This window comes from Pseudoalteromonas sp. SWYJ118, from assembly GCF_015864505.1.
Lineage (GTDB): Bacteria > Pseudomonadota > Gammaproteobacteria > Enterobacterales > Alteromonadaceae > Pseudoalteromonas > Pseudoalteromonas arctica.
This window is the reverse complement of record NZ_JADYXC010000003.1, coordinates 95738-114731: the sequence shown is the minus strand read 5'-3', so window position 1 is coordinate 114731 and position 18994 is coordinate 95738. Positions and strand designations below refer to the sequence as shown.

Genomic DNA, 18994 nt, shown 5'->3' with positions numbered 1-18994 from the left:
AGCTACAAAACGAATTTAAAATGCAAAAAACCACTTTCAAGGTTGACATAAGGGTTCAAAACCCTTAAAAATAAACCTATACAGAATTTTTAATTTAAAAGCAGTGTTTTGCTAAGTAGAGTAAAAACTATGAACACACAAATTAACCTTTTAGTCGTACTCGTACTGGTCTTAGTTATAAGCCCAGCGGGGATGTATTAAAAGGTGATACTGCTTTTTAAAAACCCTCGCACTACGCGGGGGTTTTTTTATGCATAAAAAAGCGTACAGAGGAATGAGGATGAGCAAACAAGAATATAATGGCTCTGAACTAGTAGTTCAGGCATTAAAAGAGTTAAAGGTAAAATACATATTTGGCTACCCCGGTGGTTCGGTTTTAGACTTATATGATGCACTTTTTCAGCAGGATGACATTGAACATATATTAGTTCGTCATGAACAAGCTGCAACGCATATGGCTGATGGCTATGCTCGTGCTACAGGCGAAGTTGGTGTTGTACTTGCAACCTCAGGCCCTGGCGCTACAAACTGTATAACGGGTATTGCAACGGCCTACATGGATTCAATTCCTATGGTTGTATTGTCAGGCCAAGTGCCTACAAGTTTAATTGGTGACGATGCATTCCAAGAAACTGATATTGTTGGCTGTTCTCGCCCTATAGTTAAACACAGCTTTAACTGTAGAAGTGCTAAAGAAATCCCAACAATCTTAGCTAAAGCCTTTTATATAGCCAGTACAGGTCGTCCTGGACCTGTTGTAGTTGAGCTTCCTAAAGATATGCTTAACCCTGCTATTAAGTTTGAATACGAATTTCCTAAAACAACAGAGCTAAGAACATACAGCCCTAATACTAAAGGGCACTCAAAACAAATTCGTAAAGCCGTTACCACTATTTTAGAAGCCAAAAAACTGGTTATTTACTCTGGCGGCGGTATTGTTATTTCAAATACATCAGAGCAATTAACGCATTTAGTTGAATCGTTAAATGCACCTATTACAAATACTTTAATGGGGCTGGGTGGTATATCGGGCGTGCATCCAAATTTTGTAGGTATGCTTGGCATGCACGGTACGCTCGAAGCTAATAAAGCAATGGCCAATGCAGATGTGATTTTAGCACTTGGTGCACGCTTTGATGACCGTGTTACCAATAATGTTAAAAAGTTTTGTCCAAATGCCACCATTGTACATGTTGATGTCGATCCAACTTCTATTTCTAAAACAATTAAAGCGCACATACCAGTTGTAGGTTGCTTAGCTACAGTACTAGAACAACTACAAGCTGGCATTGATAAAAGCCCTATTAAAATTGATCGCAGCGCACAAGAAGATTGGTGGCGTCAAATTATCAGTTGGCGTGAACAAAAATGTTTAAGCTACAACACGACTGATGGCGACAAAATTAAACCACAAGCTGTAATTGAAGCGGTTTACAAAGCAACAAATGGTGATGCTTATATCAGCTCAGACGTTGGTCAGCACCAAATGTTTGCAGCGCAGTATTATCCATTTAAGCACCCTCGCCAATGGATTAACTCAGGCGGGCTAGGCACTATGGGCTTTGGTTTACCTGCAGCTATGGGCGTAAAGCTTGCTTTTCCTGATAAAGAGTCTGTATGTATTACAGGTGATGGCTCTATTCAAATGAACATTCAAGAGTTATCTACCTGTTTGCAGTACAACTTAGCGGTAAAAGTTGTATCCCTAAATAACCGTTCTTTAGGTATGGTACGCCAATGGCAAGACATGGTTTATGGCGGACGCCATTCATCATCTTACATGGACTCACTGCCTGATTTTGTTAAGTTAGTTGAAAGCTACGGGCATGTAGGCATACAAGTAAATACATTAGATGAATTACAACCGGCTATAGATAAAGCAATGAGCATTAACGATCGTTTGGTATTTTTAGATATCAACGTTGATGAAAAAGAACATGTATACCCAATGCAAATTAAGTTAGGCGGCATTGATGAGATGTGGTTACGTAAAGGAGTAAAAGCATAATGCGTCGTATTTTATCTATTCTATTAGAAAACGAACCTGGTGCCCTATCGCGTATTGTCGGGCTTTTTTCACAGCGCGCATATAACATCGACAGCCTAACTGTAGGCACTACAGACGATCAGTCATTGTCGCGTATTACTATTACCACTATGGGTGATGACAGAGTCGTTGAGCAAATTACTAAACAAGTTAACAAATTAGTCGACGTGCTTAAAATTATCGATTTAACAGAAATGAGTCACATTGAGCGAGAGTTATTGCTTGTTAAGGTATTTGCTCAAGACGAGACGACTCGTGCAGCGGTTACCCGCGTAGTTGATGTGTTCCAGGGTGTTATTTTAGATATGGGCCGGCAAAGCTATAGCCTGCAACTAGTGAGCAGTACAGACAAAATAGAATCGTTTTTAGACACACTTCGCCATGAAACCGATATTATTGAAGTTGTACGTTCTGGTGCTGTTGGCATTGGCCGAGGCGATAAAGCCTTAAAAGCATAAATTTATAATATAAAGGCATCAATTGATGTCTTTATTAAACATAAAAAAAAAGAGCTAAATAGCTCTTTTTTTATTTTAATTCGTTAAACCTATTAAGGGTTTACTTGGTCTTTAAGACCTTTACCTGCTTTAAAGCTTGGGATAGTTGCCGCTGCGATTTGGATCTCAGCACCCGTTTGTGGGTTACGGCCAGTGCGAGCTGCACGTTCTTTTACTGAGAAAGTACCAAAACCAACTAATGCTACTGAATCACCTTCTTTTAAAGAAGAAGTTACAGCACCTGTAAACGCGTCAAGAGCACGAGTAGCAGCGGCTTTAGAGATTTCTGCATCAGTAGCAATTTTTTCAACTAATTGAGCTTTATTCATTGTTAGATTCCTATTCGTTATTATTTTGCCTTCGCAAAACCTATCTTTATGCATTTTTAAAGAGTTAGCAACAGCAAATTGCATTTTTTGCTTAAATTCTTAAAAAATGAGTAAAATTTAAATAATTCTCGGTAGAATACAGCGTGTTGGGTTAACAAAGACTTAATTTGAGTACAATTTTGGCGCAAGTTAAGCAACTGGGTAAATAAGCTATATTTTTTCGATAACTAAGGTCACTTCCCCGACCTCGACTCCAAACTTAACAATAGATGTGCGGTTTATCAAGCGCGATTGTGTAACCAGGTACATCCAATCGTCAAAATTCACTTCTAAAGTACTGCCATCGTATGGAAGCTCTACATCATAATTCCAATGAAATACGCTGCCGTCACTTTTGCCTTTTGCTGTACCTATAACATCAGCTGCTGTCCCCGTTAAACTATTGTCTTCATTTAACGTTATTTTCCAGATTCGCTTTTGGGTTTCGCCATCATCATAAATAAAGTCTTCTTCAATAACGCCCTGGTTACCGTCCCAAGTCGCATTCATATCTACGACAAGCTTTCGGGTCAATTCGCCTTTAAAGTCTTGTACAACACCATAGGCTTTCAAATTTCCGCTAAAAAACGTTTTAAAGTCGAAATTTGGCGATGTATTTTTATAATGTTCAACATTTGGTGCCGAACAGCTAATTAAAAGTAGAGCCGAGAGGCTCATAACAGCTGCTTTTAACGTGTTTAATATGTTCATATTAATTCCCTAATAATTGCTTTCGTAGTTTTGGCTCAGAGGTTTTTTCATCAAGCCAAATAGCTAAAAAGTCACTCGAAAATTGAGGTTCATCAATTTCACCCATTTTTTCATCATTATGATAAAAAGTGCTCATACCTTGCTCATTTGTCACCAATGTTAGTGAGTCACCCTTTTTTATATCAGGCCAAATAGACAACAATTTACGGTCGTATTTATCTGCCAGCCCTGCTTTTCCAAGATGTTGCCACTGCTCATTTGTTGCTTTTACTATTTCTTTAGCGTCAAAGTCACGTAAATAGGTAAGCTTAAACTTAACAGGATGTGTTCCTGCGCTGTAATTACCTGAAGGGGTAAATAGCACAGCGTCATATACATCCCAAAATAAATACTCCATTCGTGCTTCGCCTACTTTATTAAATTGTGTGTTAGCTAAAACAATTGAAGTGGTAAGCAAATAAAAAGTAACTGCCTTTAGTAAAAATTTCAAAATAAGCTCCCTTTGAGTCAATGGGTAATGTTACGAAATAGAAATTGTGGAAGATCAGCGATTGATGAATAACTTGATTTTTTGGTTTATAAAAAGAATAACAGTAAACACTGTAGACCAAAGCGCCCCGTAAACGAGCCAGAATTGCCATAAAGGTAAACCTAAACTTATTACTTCAAAGCGCGCTCCAGCCCAATAACTTGCTGGTGCAAATGCCATACATACCAAAAAGGCCTGCCAAAGCTTTAATTTACTCAAAAAAACCATAGAGGTATTCAAAGAAAGTAATAATGCAGCCCATAAAAACACGAGCCATAGAGGGAAGGGATAAACTTTAAATTCTAACAAGCCTAACTTTACCGCTATAAATTCTAACAATAGTGCTAAAGGTAGGGCTTTAATTAACAGTAAAGAGTCTTGTTTTTTCTGCTTTGACAAACAAAACATTAAAACAATAATCAAGCCACTAAAAAGTAGCGAATTGGCTTCAAGCAGCAGTGATAAAAACCACACTGCTTGAAATAAAACAAAATTAGTAACCGAGCGCAATATCATCGTTATCACTAGTAAAACGAGGTTTACGCGCCATTAAATGTACTGTACTTGTTGCTCTGGCTCTAAACGCACCTTCACAATAAGCAAAATAAAATAACCATAAACGATAAAAGCGTTCATCAAATTTAGAGCGGTCTAAATCAGGCCAGCTTTTTATAAAACGAGTTCGCCAATCTGCTAATGTTCTTGCGTAGTGAGCGCCAATATCATTAACAGTATGGATAACCATATCGGTATTATTTTTAATCTGCTCACTCATTTCGTTAAGCGATGGCAAACATCCGCCCGGAAAAATATACTGCTGAATAAAGTCAGAGTTTTTTAAGTAGTGCTTATAACGCTGATCGCCAATAGTAATTGCTTGAATAAGCATGGCGCCATCGTCTTTTAGGAGCTCACCACACTGAGTGAAAAAGCTCGGCAAATAATCATGACCAACCGCTTCTATCATTTCAATAGAAACAAGCTTGTCGTATTTACCTTTTAGTAGTCTGTAATCGAGCTTAAGTAATGTTATTTTACTTTCAAGACCAAGTTCAACAATCTTGTTAGCTACATAATCATGTTGCTCATCAGATATGGTTGTTGTTGTTACATGGCAATCGTAATGTGTGGCAGCATATATAGCAAATGCCCCCCACCCTGTACCAATTTCAATTACTGAATCATTTTTTTGAAGCTCAACTTGCTCACAAATGCGTTTAAGCTTGTATTGCTGAGCCTCTTCAAGTGTAGCTTCTTTTGTAGGATATACAGCACTTGAATAGAGCATTTCTTTACTTAAAAATGATTCGTACAAATCATTACCTAAGTCGTAATGAGCAACAATATTTTTCTTAGAACCCGATTCTGAATTTTTGTTTTTTATGTGATTAAACCGGTGTGCGATATTACTAAAAAATGCGAATTTGTTTTCAAACTCATCAAGTTGCTTTTCATTTATAGCAAATATCTCAATGAATGAAGTTAAGTTGTCACAAGACCAATGTCCCAAAATATACGCTTCGCCAGCGCCAACGCTTCCAGATAACGCAAACGCTTTATACATAGCTTTATCATTAACTGTTACTGTTGCTTTTAACGCAGACGATACATCACCAAAAACTGTACGCTCATTTCCTTCAATTAAAACAACTTGACCTGTTTCAATTGACGAAAAGGCTTTAGTCACTAATTTTTTATATATATTAGTTAACCAACTAGTGCTTTGTTCGCAATTTAAGCTCGACACTTTATCCATTAAAATACCTATTAATTGTCCTGACTACCTATGTGCTTTATGGCTTACCTGAGTGACCTAAAAAAGGCACTCGCTTTATAAACAACTTTAATGCTTGATAATAAATACCTTTGAAAATAGACCATGTCATGGCCGGAAAACGTTTAAACAACTTATTAATCTCTTCGTTAGTGAGTTCTTTACGTTTCAAGCGAAGTGTTGCATCAAATAATAACTCTTCATTTCGCTTATTTTCAATGTGTATCAATGTTTTATCAGGCGATTGTTTAACATGCCAATGATAGTTCATATCCAGATTCATAAAAGGTGATACGGAAAAAACCTTCTTAAAGTTCACTTTTTTTTCTAAAGGGACTAAATAATAATGACGTTCGTTCCATGGTGTATTACTCACTTCAGCTATCATGTACTTAAAACGGGTGTCGTTGTGGCCAAAAAAGTAAAAATTAACAGGGCTAAAATACACACCAAAACAACGAAACTGCCCTAACATGTAAATATGAGAAAAGATTTCAGTAATACCTAAATTGGCAAGTTGATCATGCGCACGCTCAATAAGAGGTCGTTTCGCAAGTTCTGAGGTATCTTTAAGATAATCAGCTTCATTAAATTTTAACGCTTTTAAGCCTGATGTACCTATGTGCTTATGCACACCATTTAGTTGTTGAGGATTATTTAAATCTACCCACATCATATACAAAGGGTAACTAAAACGATGTTCTTTAACAGCAAAACGGCGATGTTTTACATCGCCTAAATACACTGCACTAGTCAAATTCGACCCCAAGTTGCTTGGCTACATCTACACCACTGTGTACGCCATCTTCATGAAAACCATTGTACCAATAAGCACCACAAAAATAACTATTGTTTTGTCCATCAATACTGTGTTTAAGCTTTTGAGCAGCAATCGACTCTTGGTTAAATACAGGGTGATGATAAGTAAACTCGCGCAAAATTTTACTCTGGTTTATTCCTTCAAGATGATTAAGCGTTACACAAAACTGTGTATCCGATTGTATACCTTGCAAAATATTCATTTGGTAAGTAACAACAGCTGCTTTATCAGTGTTGTTATTAAGTAGGTAGTTCCAACTTGCCCATGCCGCTTTTCTATCTGGTAAAAGGTTTGTATCGGTGTGCAGCACAACTGAATTCTCAGTGTAAGCTATTGCACCCAATACTGACTTTTCTTGCTCAGTTGCATCACCAAGTAGTGCAAGCGCCTGGTCTGAATGACAAGCAAATATTACTTTATCAAACTTACTTAATTCACCATTGGCAAACTCTATTGTTACTTCATCATTTTGACGCGTTACAGATTTAATATCTGTATTAAGTTTAATTTTATCAGCAAAGCCTCTGATCAGTGGCTTAATATACTGACGAGAGCCACCTGGTACTACATACCACTGTGGTCTGTTTGTTACATCTAAAAGGCCATGATTAAAGAAGAACTTAACAAAAAATTCAACGCCTACATTTTCCATTTCTTTAATACTGGTAGACCATATAGCCGCGCCCATCGGAAGAATATAATGGTATTTAAAAAAGTCATTAAAGTGATTGTCACTAAGCAGTTGCCCTAATGATTGATCAGACTGGTAATCATCTTTTTCATGTAGTGCTTTACACAGTTTGTTAAACCTAACAATGTCGTACAATAATCGCCAAAACTTAGGTCTAAAAATATTACGACGCTGTGCAAACAGGCTTGTAAACGTATGGCCATTGTATTCAAAGCCAGTGGCTTCGTTATGAACACTAAAGCTCATCTGCGTTGTTTGTTTATCTACACCAATACGCGATAGTAACTTTTCAAAGTATGGGTAAGTTCTGTCATTAAATACAATAAAGCCAGTATCAATTGCGTATTTTATGCCGCACACATCAACATCAACCGTTGCAGTGTGACCACCTATATAATCATTTTTTTCAAATACGGTTACATCGTAATGTTTATGAAGCAAATGCCCACATGTTAAACCAGATACACCAGTTCCTATTATTGCTATTTTTTTCAACGGGCTAATCCTTTTGCGATTTTAAGCCAAATCGGGAGTGGTAAAATACGTAATGCTTTTAATATAAGTGTAAAACGGTACGGAAAGTGAACATCTTTTCGGCGCTTATGTATTCCCTTAATCATATAATCTGCGGCTTTTTCAGCGGTAACGGCCATAGGCATCGGGAAATCATTTTTATTAGTAAGCGGAGTTTTCACAAAGCCAGGGTGAACTAAAGTTACATCAACATCATCTAAATCAACAGCTAAGCTTTTTGCTAAGTAACTTACACCCGCTTTTGATGCACCATAAGCTTCTGAACGAGGTAGCGCAAGATAGGTAACACTTGAGCTGACCAAAACAAGCTGACCACCTGAATTTATTTTAGGAAGTAGCGCCTCAAGGCAATACCCCATAGAGAGTAAATTTACGTTTATTACACGTTCAAACAATGCGCTATCAAAATTTCGGGCGTCATCTATATATTCACAGTTACCCGCGTTTAAAATAACACGGTCAAAATGAGGAAAGCCAACTGTCGACTCTTTAATATCTTGCAAGTTAGTTGCATCAAATTTACATGCTTGAATATTGTCGTATTTAGCAAGCTCAGCGAGCTTTTCACTATTACGGCCACAAGCGATAACAGTGTCTCCCAACTGCGCATATTTAATTGCTAACTGCTCACCAATACCAGAAGTAGCACCCGTTATAAGTGTGATCATAATTAACCTGCCCTTTTATCAATTAGCTTTATAACACTACCAAGTAAAGGAATATGTTTGTACAGCAACTCGCCCACATTAAAGTAGTCTCTGTGCTTGATAATTTTGCCATTTTCAAAAATAAGCTTGCTATGACCTTCTACCGAAATAGTTTTACCTGATGAAAGCTTTGGATGTGCATAGTGCATAGTCCAATAAATAAAAGCATTGTTTCCGCTATTAAACGAATCGCTAATATCAAACTGACAATGCTTAACATTGCTGTATAAGTTAGCAAAGTACCTGCGCAATTCTACAATGCCATTAATTTCGTGCATTGGGTCTATAAACTGTATGTTGTCACAGTAAATATCACTCAATAAATCAAGATTAGTGCTATCAAGCTGTTGGTATATTTCAACAAATTTATCTACTGGTAACTGGTTATCCATATCACACCTTAAATGCAGCAAGTGCACGTTCTCGTGCCGCTTTATGATCAACTATTGCTGGCCAGTAACATTCCTTATCTTTACCTATTGCGGCTAAATAAGTGTGTGGAAAATGAATGTGTTTATCTGGCACGTTTTCAAGCTCTGGCAAATACTTACGGATAAACTTGCCCGTTGGATCAAAGCGCTCGCTTTGTCTGATAGGATTAAAAACTCTAAAGTAAGGCTGAGCATCACACCCGGTACTTGCAGCCCACTGCCAACCACCATTATTTGAGGCTAAATCGCCATCAATTAGGTGCTGCATAAAAAAGCGCTCACCTTCGCGCCAGTCTATTAATAAATGCTTAGTTAAAAAGCTCGCAACAACCATACGTAAACGATTGTGCATCCAACCGGTTTGCTTTAGTTGTAGCATTGCAGCATCCACTAACGGGTAACCTGTACGCCCTTCACACCATGCTGTAAATTCATTTTCGCTTTTACGCCACACTACGGCGTTGTACTTTTCGTTAAAGTTATCACCGCGCGAAAGCTTCGGAAATTCAGCAATTAAATGCCTGTAAAATTCGCGCCAAACGAGCTCGTTAATCCACGTAAACGTTTTACTTTTTGACGTAGTTAAAATATCAGGATAACGCTGCTGAATATTAATAAGAAGCTGTTTTGTGCTTACAATACCCAATGCTAAATACGGGCTTAAACCTGATGTGCCTTTTACGCTGGGTATATCACGCTGATCGTCGTAGCTTGTAAGTTTGTCACATATAAAATTATCAACTACGGTTGAGAGTGTTTCGTCGTCAACCGGCCACTTATCTGAGCATCCATCACTTTTTAGTAAATCACTCTCGTCAAACTCAATAGGGTCAGAAGTTAAAGGCCATTGTGGCAAACTAAAGTGTGTATCTTGATACTGCTTTAACCATGCTCGCTTAAATGGAGTAAACACTTTATACATTTCATTACTTTGGTTTTTAACCGTTCCAACAGGTGCAATTAAATCACCTTCGTACAAAGTAAAAGTAATTGAAAGCTCATCGCATTCGTGCAAAATTGCTTTATCGCGGTTTACTTCATTAAGCTCATATTCTGTATTAGCAATTACGTGTTTTACATCGTTTGATTTACAAAAATCAATAAGCTCACGCGTACAATCAGAAAAGCTAGGCGCTTCAATAACATGTAAAGTAATGCCGTAATCAGCAAGCTGAGATTGAAGATAAGTAGCTCGGCGCTTGAGTAAGTCAATCTGAATAGGCGCAGTTTGGTGTTGTTGCCACTGTTTTTCAGACACAAAAAAAATGGCGTGTTTAGCGCCATTGTTTAGCGCTTGAATTAACGCTTCGTTAGAAAAAAGGCGCAAATCGCGCCTAAACCAAAATAATGTATCCATTAAATACCAAATCGTAGTTTTAAATCGTGAGGGTAAGGGTTAAAAAACACTTGTTTTTCAAGGTACTCATTTGGGTGAACCTTCAAATGATGTTTTAACAAGGTAAGTGGTACATACAATGGCACCAAACCTTCGCGGTATTCATCTATCGCATCACGAAGTTCTTGTTTTTCAACCTTCGATAAATCAGTTTTAAAGTAACCTTGTAAATGCATTAGCGTGTTGCAATTATTTCTGCGAGAAGCTGGCTTTTTAAGACCCGTCATCAAACCTAAAATATATTCATCAGCAACTGCATTTATATCGTCACCTACATAAGTCCCCAGCAAGTTACCCAAATCACGATAAGCTTGATAGTTATGAGCCATCAACAAGTACTTATACTGAGAGTGAAATTGAGTAAGCTTATGAACCGTAAGCGGCTCTTGTACTAATTTTTGCCAGTTTTTAAATACGTAAATTCTCATTACAAAGTTTTCACGTAAATGCATGTCGTTTAAACGTCCGTTTTCTTCACATGGCAATAATGGATTGTGCTTCATTATTTGCTCCGCAAAAAAACCAACGCCTTCTGAGGTATTACCTGTTCCTGCTTCATTGTATATTTTAATGCGCTCCATGCCGCAGCTTGGGCTTTTTGCACAAAATACAAATCCGCTTAATTCTTTAGCTTGTTCAGTAGCAACTTTTTTACCATATTCAGTAAGTTGTTGGCCTACTTCGCCGGTGCCATCTGGGCGGCATACTTTAATAGTATCGCCCACTTTAACTTGGCGAATAGTTGGACGAGGTATCGGTAAACCAACAGCTACTTCCGGACAAAACCGTGTGTATTCAACGTGTTTACCTAGCTCATCCATACAAAAATTTGACTTTTTATGTCCTGTGTCAAATCTAACTTTTTCGCCTGCTAAGCAGGCGCTTATACCTATTTTTATTATATCTGTGTGCATATATTCTCTTAGTAAATCAAATTACCTATTGGATTTAGTAACTTGCTGAAGCCCTTATTAAAATGTAGCGCACTACTGACAACTGTAAAGCATAAACATCCATCTTTCGTTAAAGGTGTATGTTGATGACTACCATCTTGCCAAATAAAGTCGCCTGGTACGTAATTACCATCTTCATCACTAAACTCACCGTCTAGTAGTAAAGTAACTTCAAATCCGGTATGTGTATGCTCAGGAATTTCGCCACCAGCATCAATATGTAGCAAGCTAGAACGCAGCGCACCATCATCAAGCGAAACGCGAGATCGTGCCAGCTTACCAACTTGTGTAAATTTGCTATGAGAAATACGTGTCAAAGCACGTGGAAGCTGATAGTTATGCTCATTCACTTTAATAGAGACAGGCTCTACTTCGTAAACTTCATCGATAGAATCATCAGACATGATCATATCAAGTACGTTTAATTCAAATTCTTCAAGTAATTCAGATTGCTCAGTTTGAGGTTTCTCAAATTTGGCTGGCTCTTCACTAAATAATGCGTCCGCATTACTTGCTTCAATTTTGGCTACTTTAGCTTGGCACACAGGGCACATATCTACATGTATAGATACGGCTAAACTTAGTGATGTAGCAAGTGATGCATCGCAATACTGTGTCAGTAAAGTTTCACTCGGGTGATGTTTAATCATGCTGATCTCCCATTTCATTACGTAATTTTTGCAAGGCCAAACGTAATCGTGATTTTACCGTGCCTACTGGAATATTAAGTTGATGCGCAAGTTGCTCTTGCGACATGTCTTGAAAATAAACGCCTCTTACCACTTCGCGTTGAGCAATAGGTAATTTATCGAGGTAGCGTTTAATTTGCTTATCTTCTAAATGATCACTGTATTCGTGATGTGTATCTTGTGAGTCGTTTAATAACGGCCAAATGTCTTCGCTTATATTTTCTTCTTTATTACTTTTCATTTTACGAAGCATATCGAATGAAGCGTTACGCATAACGGTATAAACCCACGTAGTCGCCGCACCTTTTTCACTGTGATACAAATGTGCTTTACGCCAAACTGACGTTAGTGTCTCTTGCACAAGCTCCATAGCTTGCGCTTCAACACCAAACTGCTTAATTCCAAAGCGTTTAATTTTTGGCGCAAAGTATTCAAATAAATAGGAAAATGCTTTTTTATCGCGTGATTGCGCAACATCTATAAGCGCTTGCATGAGCTCTTTACTCGGCGTTTCTGGCATGGCAGTGTACTTACCTGTATTAGGTTCACAACGTGGTGACTGTTGTTGACTTACCATAATAATTTATCCCGTTATTGCTTTTGTATTAAGTAATACGGGCAATAATTAATTTAGGATCATAAAATTTAGGCAAATTCGTTATTAATAACAGTATGGAGGAAACTCAGCAAGTTATCAAAGTTCGTTTCAAACGCAAGTTGCTGTTTTTTCTCAATTGATATAGGTAGGAGCTCAAGCCAACGTGCTGCAATCCAAGGCAACTTGTCAAAATGAGTTTTTTTGTACAATAAATTAAGCTCTGAATTACCTGCAAATACGTTTTTAAGCGCGTCGTGTAATAGGTAATGATCGCCAATGTCGTTGTTAGAATCCTTATACCAATAAGGCGTATTGCAAGGCGACACTAAGCCATGACGTAGTTCGTCTTCGTCTTGGTAAACATCGTTTATTTGCACATTTTGCGAGGCAAATACATCAATTAATAGTACGTCGTTATCGTCTTGGTCAAAATCGATAATATCGACAAGGCAACCTTGCGCACTTATATTAAATGGCGTGTCGTGCTCAAATGTACAAAGCACAAACCCTGAATTATTTTTTAATGCGGTTTTAACCATATTTAAATAACGAGGCTCAAATATGCGTAATCGCGTAAAACCTTCAGGTAACATAAAAATGGGTAATGGAAAAATCGCACGTTTCATAAAGTCTACTTATTTCAAACACTCTGCCTTTATTTACGTGCGCTTTTGCTAAGTCGATCAGCTTTGTATGAATCGAATTAATTACCAGCTATATAATTGGTTAAAGATTAAACCAACCTCCCATAGCTTTAAACACTTGAACCGAGTAATAAGCGCTAATCATGCTTACTACGGGTGCTAACATTAATGCAAATAATCCAAGTTCACTGCTCATCGTTTTAATCCTTTAAGTGGTTTATTTTACGTTTTTAACGCTAGCGTCAGTATTTTTAAACGTTGCGCTATCTGTTAAAACGGGCTCATCTAATAACCCCTCTAAAACAGTTTTAGCATCAAAATAAAGCGTTTCCTTTAGTGATTTTTCAAGCTCGATTGTGGTTTGCTTTACGTAGCTTGCTACACTTTGAGTTAATATATCAGTTACATCTAGGTCAACTTCTACTGCATGAACTTGCGCAGAACCTAATACTAATAAACTTGCCATAGCGATTTTAATTGAATGTTTCATAATGGTATTCCTTGTTTGTGTATTGTTTAGACGTAGTTATATACTCAAGGGTTGTGCCAACATAAAAATAAATCGTAAGCAACTGTAATTAAACAACTTTACATTGATTGCTTTAATTTAATAAATTCATACCTCGTTAATTTAACCATTTAATTTAATTTTTTGACTATTTTTTAGTTAATAAATAAAAGAGTTTTAAGTGTATTAATACCGTCACAGTAAATACATTTATCGTTTATAAAAACGTCATATCTAACCATTAAAGTGCGCACCACTATTAATAATTAAAAAAGTGCAGTATGACCCTTTCATCTCGTCGAAATTTCTTAAAAACCTCAGCTGCAAGCATATTTACAGTTGCGGTATCGAGCGCCATTACAGGTTGTGCTCAAACATTAATGAGCAAGCCTCTATCAGCAATTGAATTTAAACACGGGGTAGCGAGTGGCGATCCGCTCAGTAATGCTTTAATAATATGGACACGCGCAACAACTTCTCAATTAACGTCAGAAGTAACTGTTGCTTGGGAGTTGGCAAGTGATTCTAAATTTAAAAATATTATTTGCAGCGGGCGCGAACAAACCGATAAAAGCCGCGACTTTACAATAAAAATAGATGTGCAAGACCTTACTCCAAATACAGAATACTTTTATCGCTTTATTGGGTTAAATACACAAAGCCCTATTGGCCGCGCTAAAACTCTGCCGGTTAGTAATATTGAACAAATAAAAATGGTTGTTGTGTCTTGCTCAAACTACCCTGCGGGGTATTTTAATGCCTACACAGATGCCGCTAAGCAAAAAGATTTAGATGTAGTACTGCATTTGGGAGATTACATTTACGAATACCCAATGGGCGGGTACGCCACACAAAATGCAGAAAACATTGGCCGCCAATTAGCAGCTGATAACAGCGGTGAAATTATTACCCTTAGCGACTATCGTAAACGCTATGCTATTTACAGAACAGACCAAGGCCTTCAAGCACTTCACGCTGCAGCGCCTTTTATCGCAATATGGGATGATCACGAAGTTACTAACGATACCTATAAAAGTGGTGCTGAAAATCATACCCCTGATGAAGGTGATTTTTTTAAGCGTCGCGCAGCAGCTATTCAAGCCTATTACGAATGGCTGCCAATTAGGCCACCTATGGGCGAACAAAGCCCGCAAATATATCGCACCTTCGATTTTGGTAATTTAATAAGCTTACATATGCTAGATACGCGCGTAATAGCACGCGATAAACAACTCGCTTACAGCGACTACAAAAACCCCGAGACCAAGCAAATGGATGTTGCGCGCTTTGTCAGTGATTTAAATAATCAAAATAGGCATTTACTAGGTAACACACAACTAAACTGGCTCACCAGTGCAATAACTAAATCAAATGCAAAATGGCAAGTATTGGGCCAGCAAGTATTGATGACTAAAATGTGGCTACCTACTGAAATATTCTCGCAATCCGATCGCACTAAAATACCTCAGGTGTTAAAAGAGCTTGTTACCTTTAAAAAAGCAGTGTTAGCTAATAAAGCGGTAACACCCGAGCAACTCGCACGCGTAAATACTTTAATGCCTTATAATTTAGATGCGTGGGATGGTTACCCAAGCGAGCGCGAAGCATTATACAAAAGCGTTACTGCATTAAATAAAAAGTTAGTCGTGGTTGCAGGTGATACGCACAATGCGTGGCATGGCACATTAAAAAATGCAAAAGGCGAAAGCGTAGGAGTAGAGTTTGCAACACCTGGCGTTACATCCCCGGGTATGGAGCATTATTTAGCGCTTAATACTGCACAAGCAAAGCAAATGGCTGACTCGCTTTCATTGTTAATAAACGACTTAAATTATTGTGACCTATCGCACCGCGGATATATGCTATTGACAATTACAAACGAGCAAATCACAACTGATTGGCGTTATATAGATAATATAGATTCCCCAAATTACAACATTGCTGCCCAACACCAAAGTGTTTATAAAGGCTGATTTTATAAAAAAAGAAGGTAAATACATCATTTACCTTCTTCGTTTATTTTATTAAACGCGCTTAATTACAACTATAAAGAAGCGTCCACGAAGCATCACTTCCTGGAAGGCTGTTTGTATACCAATTTGCGCTGTATGCATTACCTTGATATTGCATTTTATCGTCGGTGTTATTGTGGGTAAACGGACCACCTGAGTAATCTTTGTTCACCCAATTAGGGTATGCATTAATACCGTTACAATCTGTTGAGCTTACAACACTGCATCCGTTTGTATCAACACTTGTACCAGCGGGTGTATCTGGGCACTGATCGATATCATCATTCACACCATCGTTATCCGCATCGCTTTGTGGCTCAACTACTTCAACAACACAACCTACATTATTAACCGTTTCACCTGCCGGTGTATTAGGGCATTGATCAACATTATCGCTTATACCATCGGCATCGCTGTCAGTTACTGCACAACCAATGCTATCAACCGTTGTACCTGCGGGAGTATTATTGCACTGATCAAGGCTGTCACTTACGCCATCCCCGTCGCTATCTAAATCAACATTGCTACTACCACCACCCCAACCTTGAATGATCTCTTTAACTTTAGTGCCTGACGATGTTAGTGAATTCCAACTACCGCCTGGAGTAAATAACGATGCACCTTCGTTTTTATCGTTTAAAGCCCAGTTAGCGTGGCTAATATTGTTTGTTTTAAAAAATGCCATCCATGCATCGGTTTCATTGATATTAACACCACCATTGCCATCAGCATTAACTGTTCCCCACTCTGTGGCGAATAGTGCAATGCCGTTATCGAGTGCTGTTTGTGCTTTATTTCGATACGATTGACCATGCGTGCCAGCATAAAAATGCAGAGTGTAAGCAATATTGGCGCGATCAATTGGGTTTTGTGATGCCACATCGACATCTTGCGACCACGTAGGCGTTCCAACCACAATTAAGTTATCAGGGTCGATTGCTCTAATTTTATCAATAACTGTTTCTGCATAAGGCTTAATATCGTTAACCCACGAAATTTGTAACGGCTCGTTATAAATTTCATAAATAACATTGTCGTACTGTCCATATTTGGTAGCTACGTCTTCAAAAAAGCGAACTGCAGTTGCTTGATCGGTATGTGCTTCATGGCTATGAAAATCAATAATAACGTACATATCTTCAACAATAGCTGCATTTACAACAGTATCAAGACGGCTCATATTGCCCTCCCAATCAAAGTTCAAACTACCACCAGTACTCGTACCATGACCAATAGCTGCACGAATTAATGTTGCATTAAATTCAGTTTTTGCCTTTGCTACTGTTTCTGCTGTGTAAAATTTTTCAGCGCCCCACCCCGTATTACTCCAAAATAGGCTAGGTCCTGCAAAGCTTGTGCTTTCCCCACCCGCAAGAATTTGATTCCCACTCACCGTTAACTTTTCAACAGCGGCATTAGCCATTGTTGAGCATCCTAATAATAAAGCTAACGATAAGCTCGCCACTTTAAAATCCTTTCTTTTGTGATTATTTGAACTGTTATTCATCGTATTTCCTTAAATTGAAATTATCAGTCGTCATTGCTTGACGTAATAAATTGACACCAAACCAATACTTAATAGTCAAATAAAGTTAATTTGGCGAGCAGAAAGTACCATTTATTTATTAACATTAAATGAATAAAAAGGTACAAAGATAAGGATTTTAGTTAACTAAATATCAACAAGTGAGTGATTTAACGAGGTTTGAGGATTTTACTGGGTATATACAGGCATTTACACGATGTTTACATGATGCGGGCAAAAAATCTCGGTTACAAAAAATATGTATAAAAATGAAAAGGCGGTAATAATAATTATTACCGCCATCAATAATAGCTAAATATCAGGGATAAATATGCGGGAAGAAAATTAATAAGCCAACCAAACCGAGTTCTAATTAAGTGGCTTATTTTTTAGTGGGCAGCGCTTTTCTGCCCAAACGGTATGCATCCATCATACTCAGCACCCAAATTATAATCATTAAAGGTACATACTTATATTCAGCGAGTTGAGCGCAAGCGTCAGATGGTTGTTGCGCGGCTTTTAAAATGGCCGTAACCGACATGGGGATTTTTCCGTTTACAATTTCATTTGCAGTACACTGTGCAATCGCAAATATATCTTGAAAGGTTAAAATTAAAAGAACAGAGAATACACCCGCAAAAATAGCGCCTATAAGGTGTTTTTTTAAAGAAAAATGCCCCGCTCCAGGATAAACAATGGCGGTAAGTAAAGCAGCTTTTAAATCTTGTTTCATGGTTATTTCAGCTCGTAATATGTATTACACTAGACACCAACATAGTGAATTAATTCTCTTTAAAATCAAGTAAAAGCTAAAGTAGCGTATCAAATAAAGTTATTTAGAATTACTCACAGCTAAGATTGAAACTTTCAGCGTACAGTTGTACACTGAAATTAATTCCAATAGTGGTAGGAACAGTTATGTCGTTAGAAACGCCTTATTCCCGTAAAGAAGAGAAATTAAACGTAATCAGCCATGCACTCGGTATTATATTTGCCGCGTTTGTTATGTGGGATTTATTTAGCCAAGCCACCAGCACTAAAGCGTATATTAGTACTGCAATTTATGGCAGCAGCCTATTTGTGCTGTTTTTGTCATCCACTTTGTACCATGCCAGTATTCAACCGCGCTTAAGAGCCTTTTATAAAAAGTGCGATCACTGCGCCATATACTTATTAATTGCCGGCACCTACACTCCCTTTTTATTAATCTCATTAACCGGTGCTTGGTCATGGGCAACACTTACATTTATTTGGGCGGTGGCACTAGCAGGCGTTGCGTACAAAGTATTTGTACGCAACGGCAATAAAAAAATATCACTCGCCACCTACTTACTCATGGGCTGGTTTGCACTAGCTATTGTATATCCACTTTATTCTAGTGTTGATGTAAAGGCACTTTACTGGCTACTTGCCGGCGGTATTTTTTATAGTTTAGGTACATTATTTTACAGTGCTAAAAGCACCCAATTTAGCCACGCAATTTGGCACTTATTCGTTATTGCTGGGTGTATTTGCCATTATATTTCAATTAGCAATTACGTTTATTAAATAAGCTAGAAC

The 18994-nt window shown here is 37.8% G+C and carries 21 protein-coding genes; 4 read left to right on the top strand and 17 right to left on the bottom strand.

The genetic code is table 11. The features are described 5' to 3' along the window. Window positions 1–280: 280 nt before the first annotated feature. A complete protein-coding gene (locus tag I6F48_RS04990) occupies window positions 281–2008 on the top strand; it encodes an acetolactate synthase 3 large subunit (RefSeq protein WP_197118950.1) in 1728 nt (575 codons plus the stop codon). Continuing rightward, entirely contained in the window at window positions 2008–2505 is a 498-nt protein-coding gene (ilvN, locus tag I6F48_RS04985; protein ID WP_007580691.1) for an acetolactate synthase small subunit, read from the top strand. Before I6F48_RS04990 ends, ilvN begins: the two co-directional genes overlap by 1 nt. 92 nt (window positions 2506–2597) lie before the next feature. On the opposite strand, the gene I6F48_RS04980 is transcribed toward ilvN, so the two are convergent. The 15 genes from I6F48_RS04980 to I6F48_RS04910 form a co-directional block, all read right to left on the bottom strand. Next, on the bottom strand, window positions 2598–2873 hold the full coding sequence (locus I6F48_RS04980; protein ID WP_002962474.1) for an HU family DNA-binding protein: 276 nt from the start codon (window positions 2871–2873) through the stop codon (window positions 2598–2600). Between the two features lie 210 nt (window positions 2874–3083). After that, window positions 3084–3623, bottom strand: a complete 540-nt coding sequence (locus I6F48_RS04975; protein WP_024592211.1) for a DUF3833 domain-containing protein — start codon at window positions 3621–3623, stop codon at window positions 3084–3086. A 1-nt stretch (window position 3624) separates the two neighbouring features. Continuing rightward, window positions 3625–4113 carry a chalcone isomerase family protein gene (locus I6F48_RS04970; protein WP_165725497.1) on the bottom strand — a complete coding sequence of 163 codons (489 nt, stop codon included), beginning with the start codon at window positions 4111–4113 and terminating at the stop codon, window positions 3625–3627. A gap of 54 nt (window positions 4114–4167) precedes the next feature. After that, on the bottom strand, window positions 4168–4668 hold the full coding sequence (locus I6F48_RS04965) for a DUF2878 domain-containing protein (RefSeq protein WP_007580697.1): 501 nt from the start codon (window positions 4666–4668) through the stop codon (window positions 4168–4170). Further along, window positions 4646–5908, bottom strand: a complete 1263-nt coding sequence (locus tag I6F48_RS04960; protein ID WP_197118949.1) for an SAM-dependent methyltransferase — start codon at window positions 5906–5908, stop codon at window positions 4646–4648. Before I6F48_RS04960 ends, I6F48_RS04965 begins: the two co-directional genes overlap by 23 nt. A 37-nt stretch (window positions 5909–5945) precedes the next feature. Then, a complete protein-coding gene (locus tag I6F48_RS04955) occupies window positions 5946–6683 on the bottom strand; it encodes a DUF1365 domain-containing protein (RefSeq protein WP_197118948.1) in 738 nt (245 codons plus the stop codon). Further along, entirely contained in the window at window positions 6676–7932 is a 1257-nt protein-coding gene (locus I6F48_RS04950) for an NAD(P)/FAD-dependent oxidoreductase (RefSeq protein ID WP_197118947.1), read from the bottom strand. The genes I6F48_RS04955 and I6F48_RS04950 overlap by 8 nt, the downstream gene beginning before the upstream one ends. Beyond that, a complete protein-coding gene (locus tag I6F48_RS04945) occupies window positions 7929–8639 on the bottom strand; it encodes an SDR family NAD(P)-dependent oxidoreductase (RefSeq protein ID WP_007580704.1) in 711 nt (236 codons plus the stop codon). Before I6F48_RS04945 ends, I6F48_RS04950 begins: the two co-directional genes overlap by 4 nt. Before the next feature lie 2 nt (window positions 8640–8641). Next, window positions 8642–9070, bottom strand: coding sequence for a nuclear transport factor 2 family protein (locus I6F48_RS04940; RefSeq protein WP_007580706.1), 429 nt, complete (start codon window positions 9068–9070; stop codon window positions 8642–8644). Between the two features lies 1 nt (window position 9071). Continuing rightward, complete coding sequence (gene phrB / locus I6F48_RS04935; RefSeq protein ID WP_197118946.1) at window positions 9072–10466, bottom strand: deoxyribodipyrimidine photo-lyase; 1395 nt, start codon at window positions 10464–10466, stop codon at window positions 9072–9074. Beyond that, complete coding sequence (locus tag I6F48_RS04930) at window positions 10466–11419, bottom strand: YbgA family protein (RefSeq protein ID WP_007580711.1); 954 nt, start codon at window positions 11417–11419, stop codon at window positions 10466–10468. The genes phrB and I6F48_RS04930 overlap by 1 nt, the downstream gene beginning before the upstream one ends. A gap of 8 nt (window positions 11420–11427) precedes the next feature. Further along, window positions 11428–12108: a ChrR family anti-sigma-E factor gene (locus I6F48_RS04925; RefSeq protein WP_197118945.1), complete on the bottom strand. Its 681-nt coding sequence runs from the start codon at window positions 12106–12108 to the stop codon at window positions 11428–11430. Next, on the bottom strand, window positions 12101–12724 hold the full coding sequence (locus I6F48_RS04920) for a sigma-70 family RNA polymerase sigma factor (RefSeq protein WP_010552978.1): 624 nt from the start codon (window positions 12722–12724) through the stop codon (window positions 12101–12103). The genes I6F48_RS04925 and I6F48_RS04920 overlap by 8 nt, the downstream gene beginning before the upstream one ends. Window positions 12725–12792: 68 nt before the next feature. Continuing rightward, window positions 12793–13371, bottom strand: coding sequence for an LON peptidase substrate-binding domain-containing protein (locus I6F48_RS04915; protein ID WP_166376597.1), 579 nt, complete (start codon window positions 13369–13371; stop codon window positions 12793–12795). A gap of 235 nt (window positions 13372–13606) precedes the next feature. Beyond that, window positions 13607–13879 (bottom strand): hypothetical protein, encoded by a 273-nt coding sequence (locus tag I6F48_RS04910; protein WP_166376596.1) that lies wholly within the window; start codon window positions 13877–13879, stop codon window positions 13607–13609. Window positions 13880–14178: 299 nt separating this feature from the next. Here I6F48_RS04910 and I6F48_RS04905 point away from each other — a divergent pair, with 299 nt between their 5' ends. Then, window positions 14179–15870 carry an alkaline phosphatase D family protein gene (locus I6F48_RS04905; RefSeq protein ID WP_197118944.1) on the top strand — a complete coding sequence of 564 codons (1692 nt, stop codon included), beginning with the start codon at window positions 14179–14181 and terminating at the stop codon, window positions 15868–15870. Between the two features lie 61 nt (window positions 15871–15931). Here the strand turns inward: I6F48_RS04905 and I6F48_RS04900 are convergent, their stop codons facing one another. Together I6F48_RS04900 and I6F48_RS04895 are read right to left on the bottom strand one after the other, a co-directional pair. Next, window positions 15932–17416, bottom strand: a complete 1485-nt coding sequence (locus tag I6F48_RS04900) for a cellulase family glycosylhydrolase (RefSeq protein ID WP_197118943.1) — start codon at window positions 17414–17416, stop codon at window positions 15932–15934. Between the two features lie 400 nt (window positions 17417–17816). Further along, on the bottom strand, window positions 17817–18167 hold the full coding sequence (locus I6F48_RS04895) for a hypothetical protein (protein WP_121955585.1): 351 nt from the start codon (window positions 18165–18167) through the stop codon (window positions 17817–17819). Window positions 18168–18352: 185 nt separating this feature from the next. Between I6F48_RS04895 and trhA the strand changes: the two genes are divergently transcribed. Then, window positions 18353–18982, top strand: coding sequence for a PAQR family membrane homeostasis protein TrhA (gene trhA / locus I6F48_RS04890; protein ID WP_197118942.1), 630 nt, complete (start codon window positions 18353–18355; stop codon window positions 18980–18982). The last annotated feature ends 12 nt before the right edge of the window (window positions 18983–18994 follow it).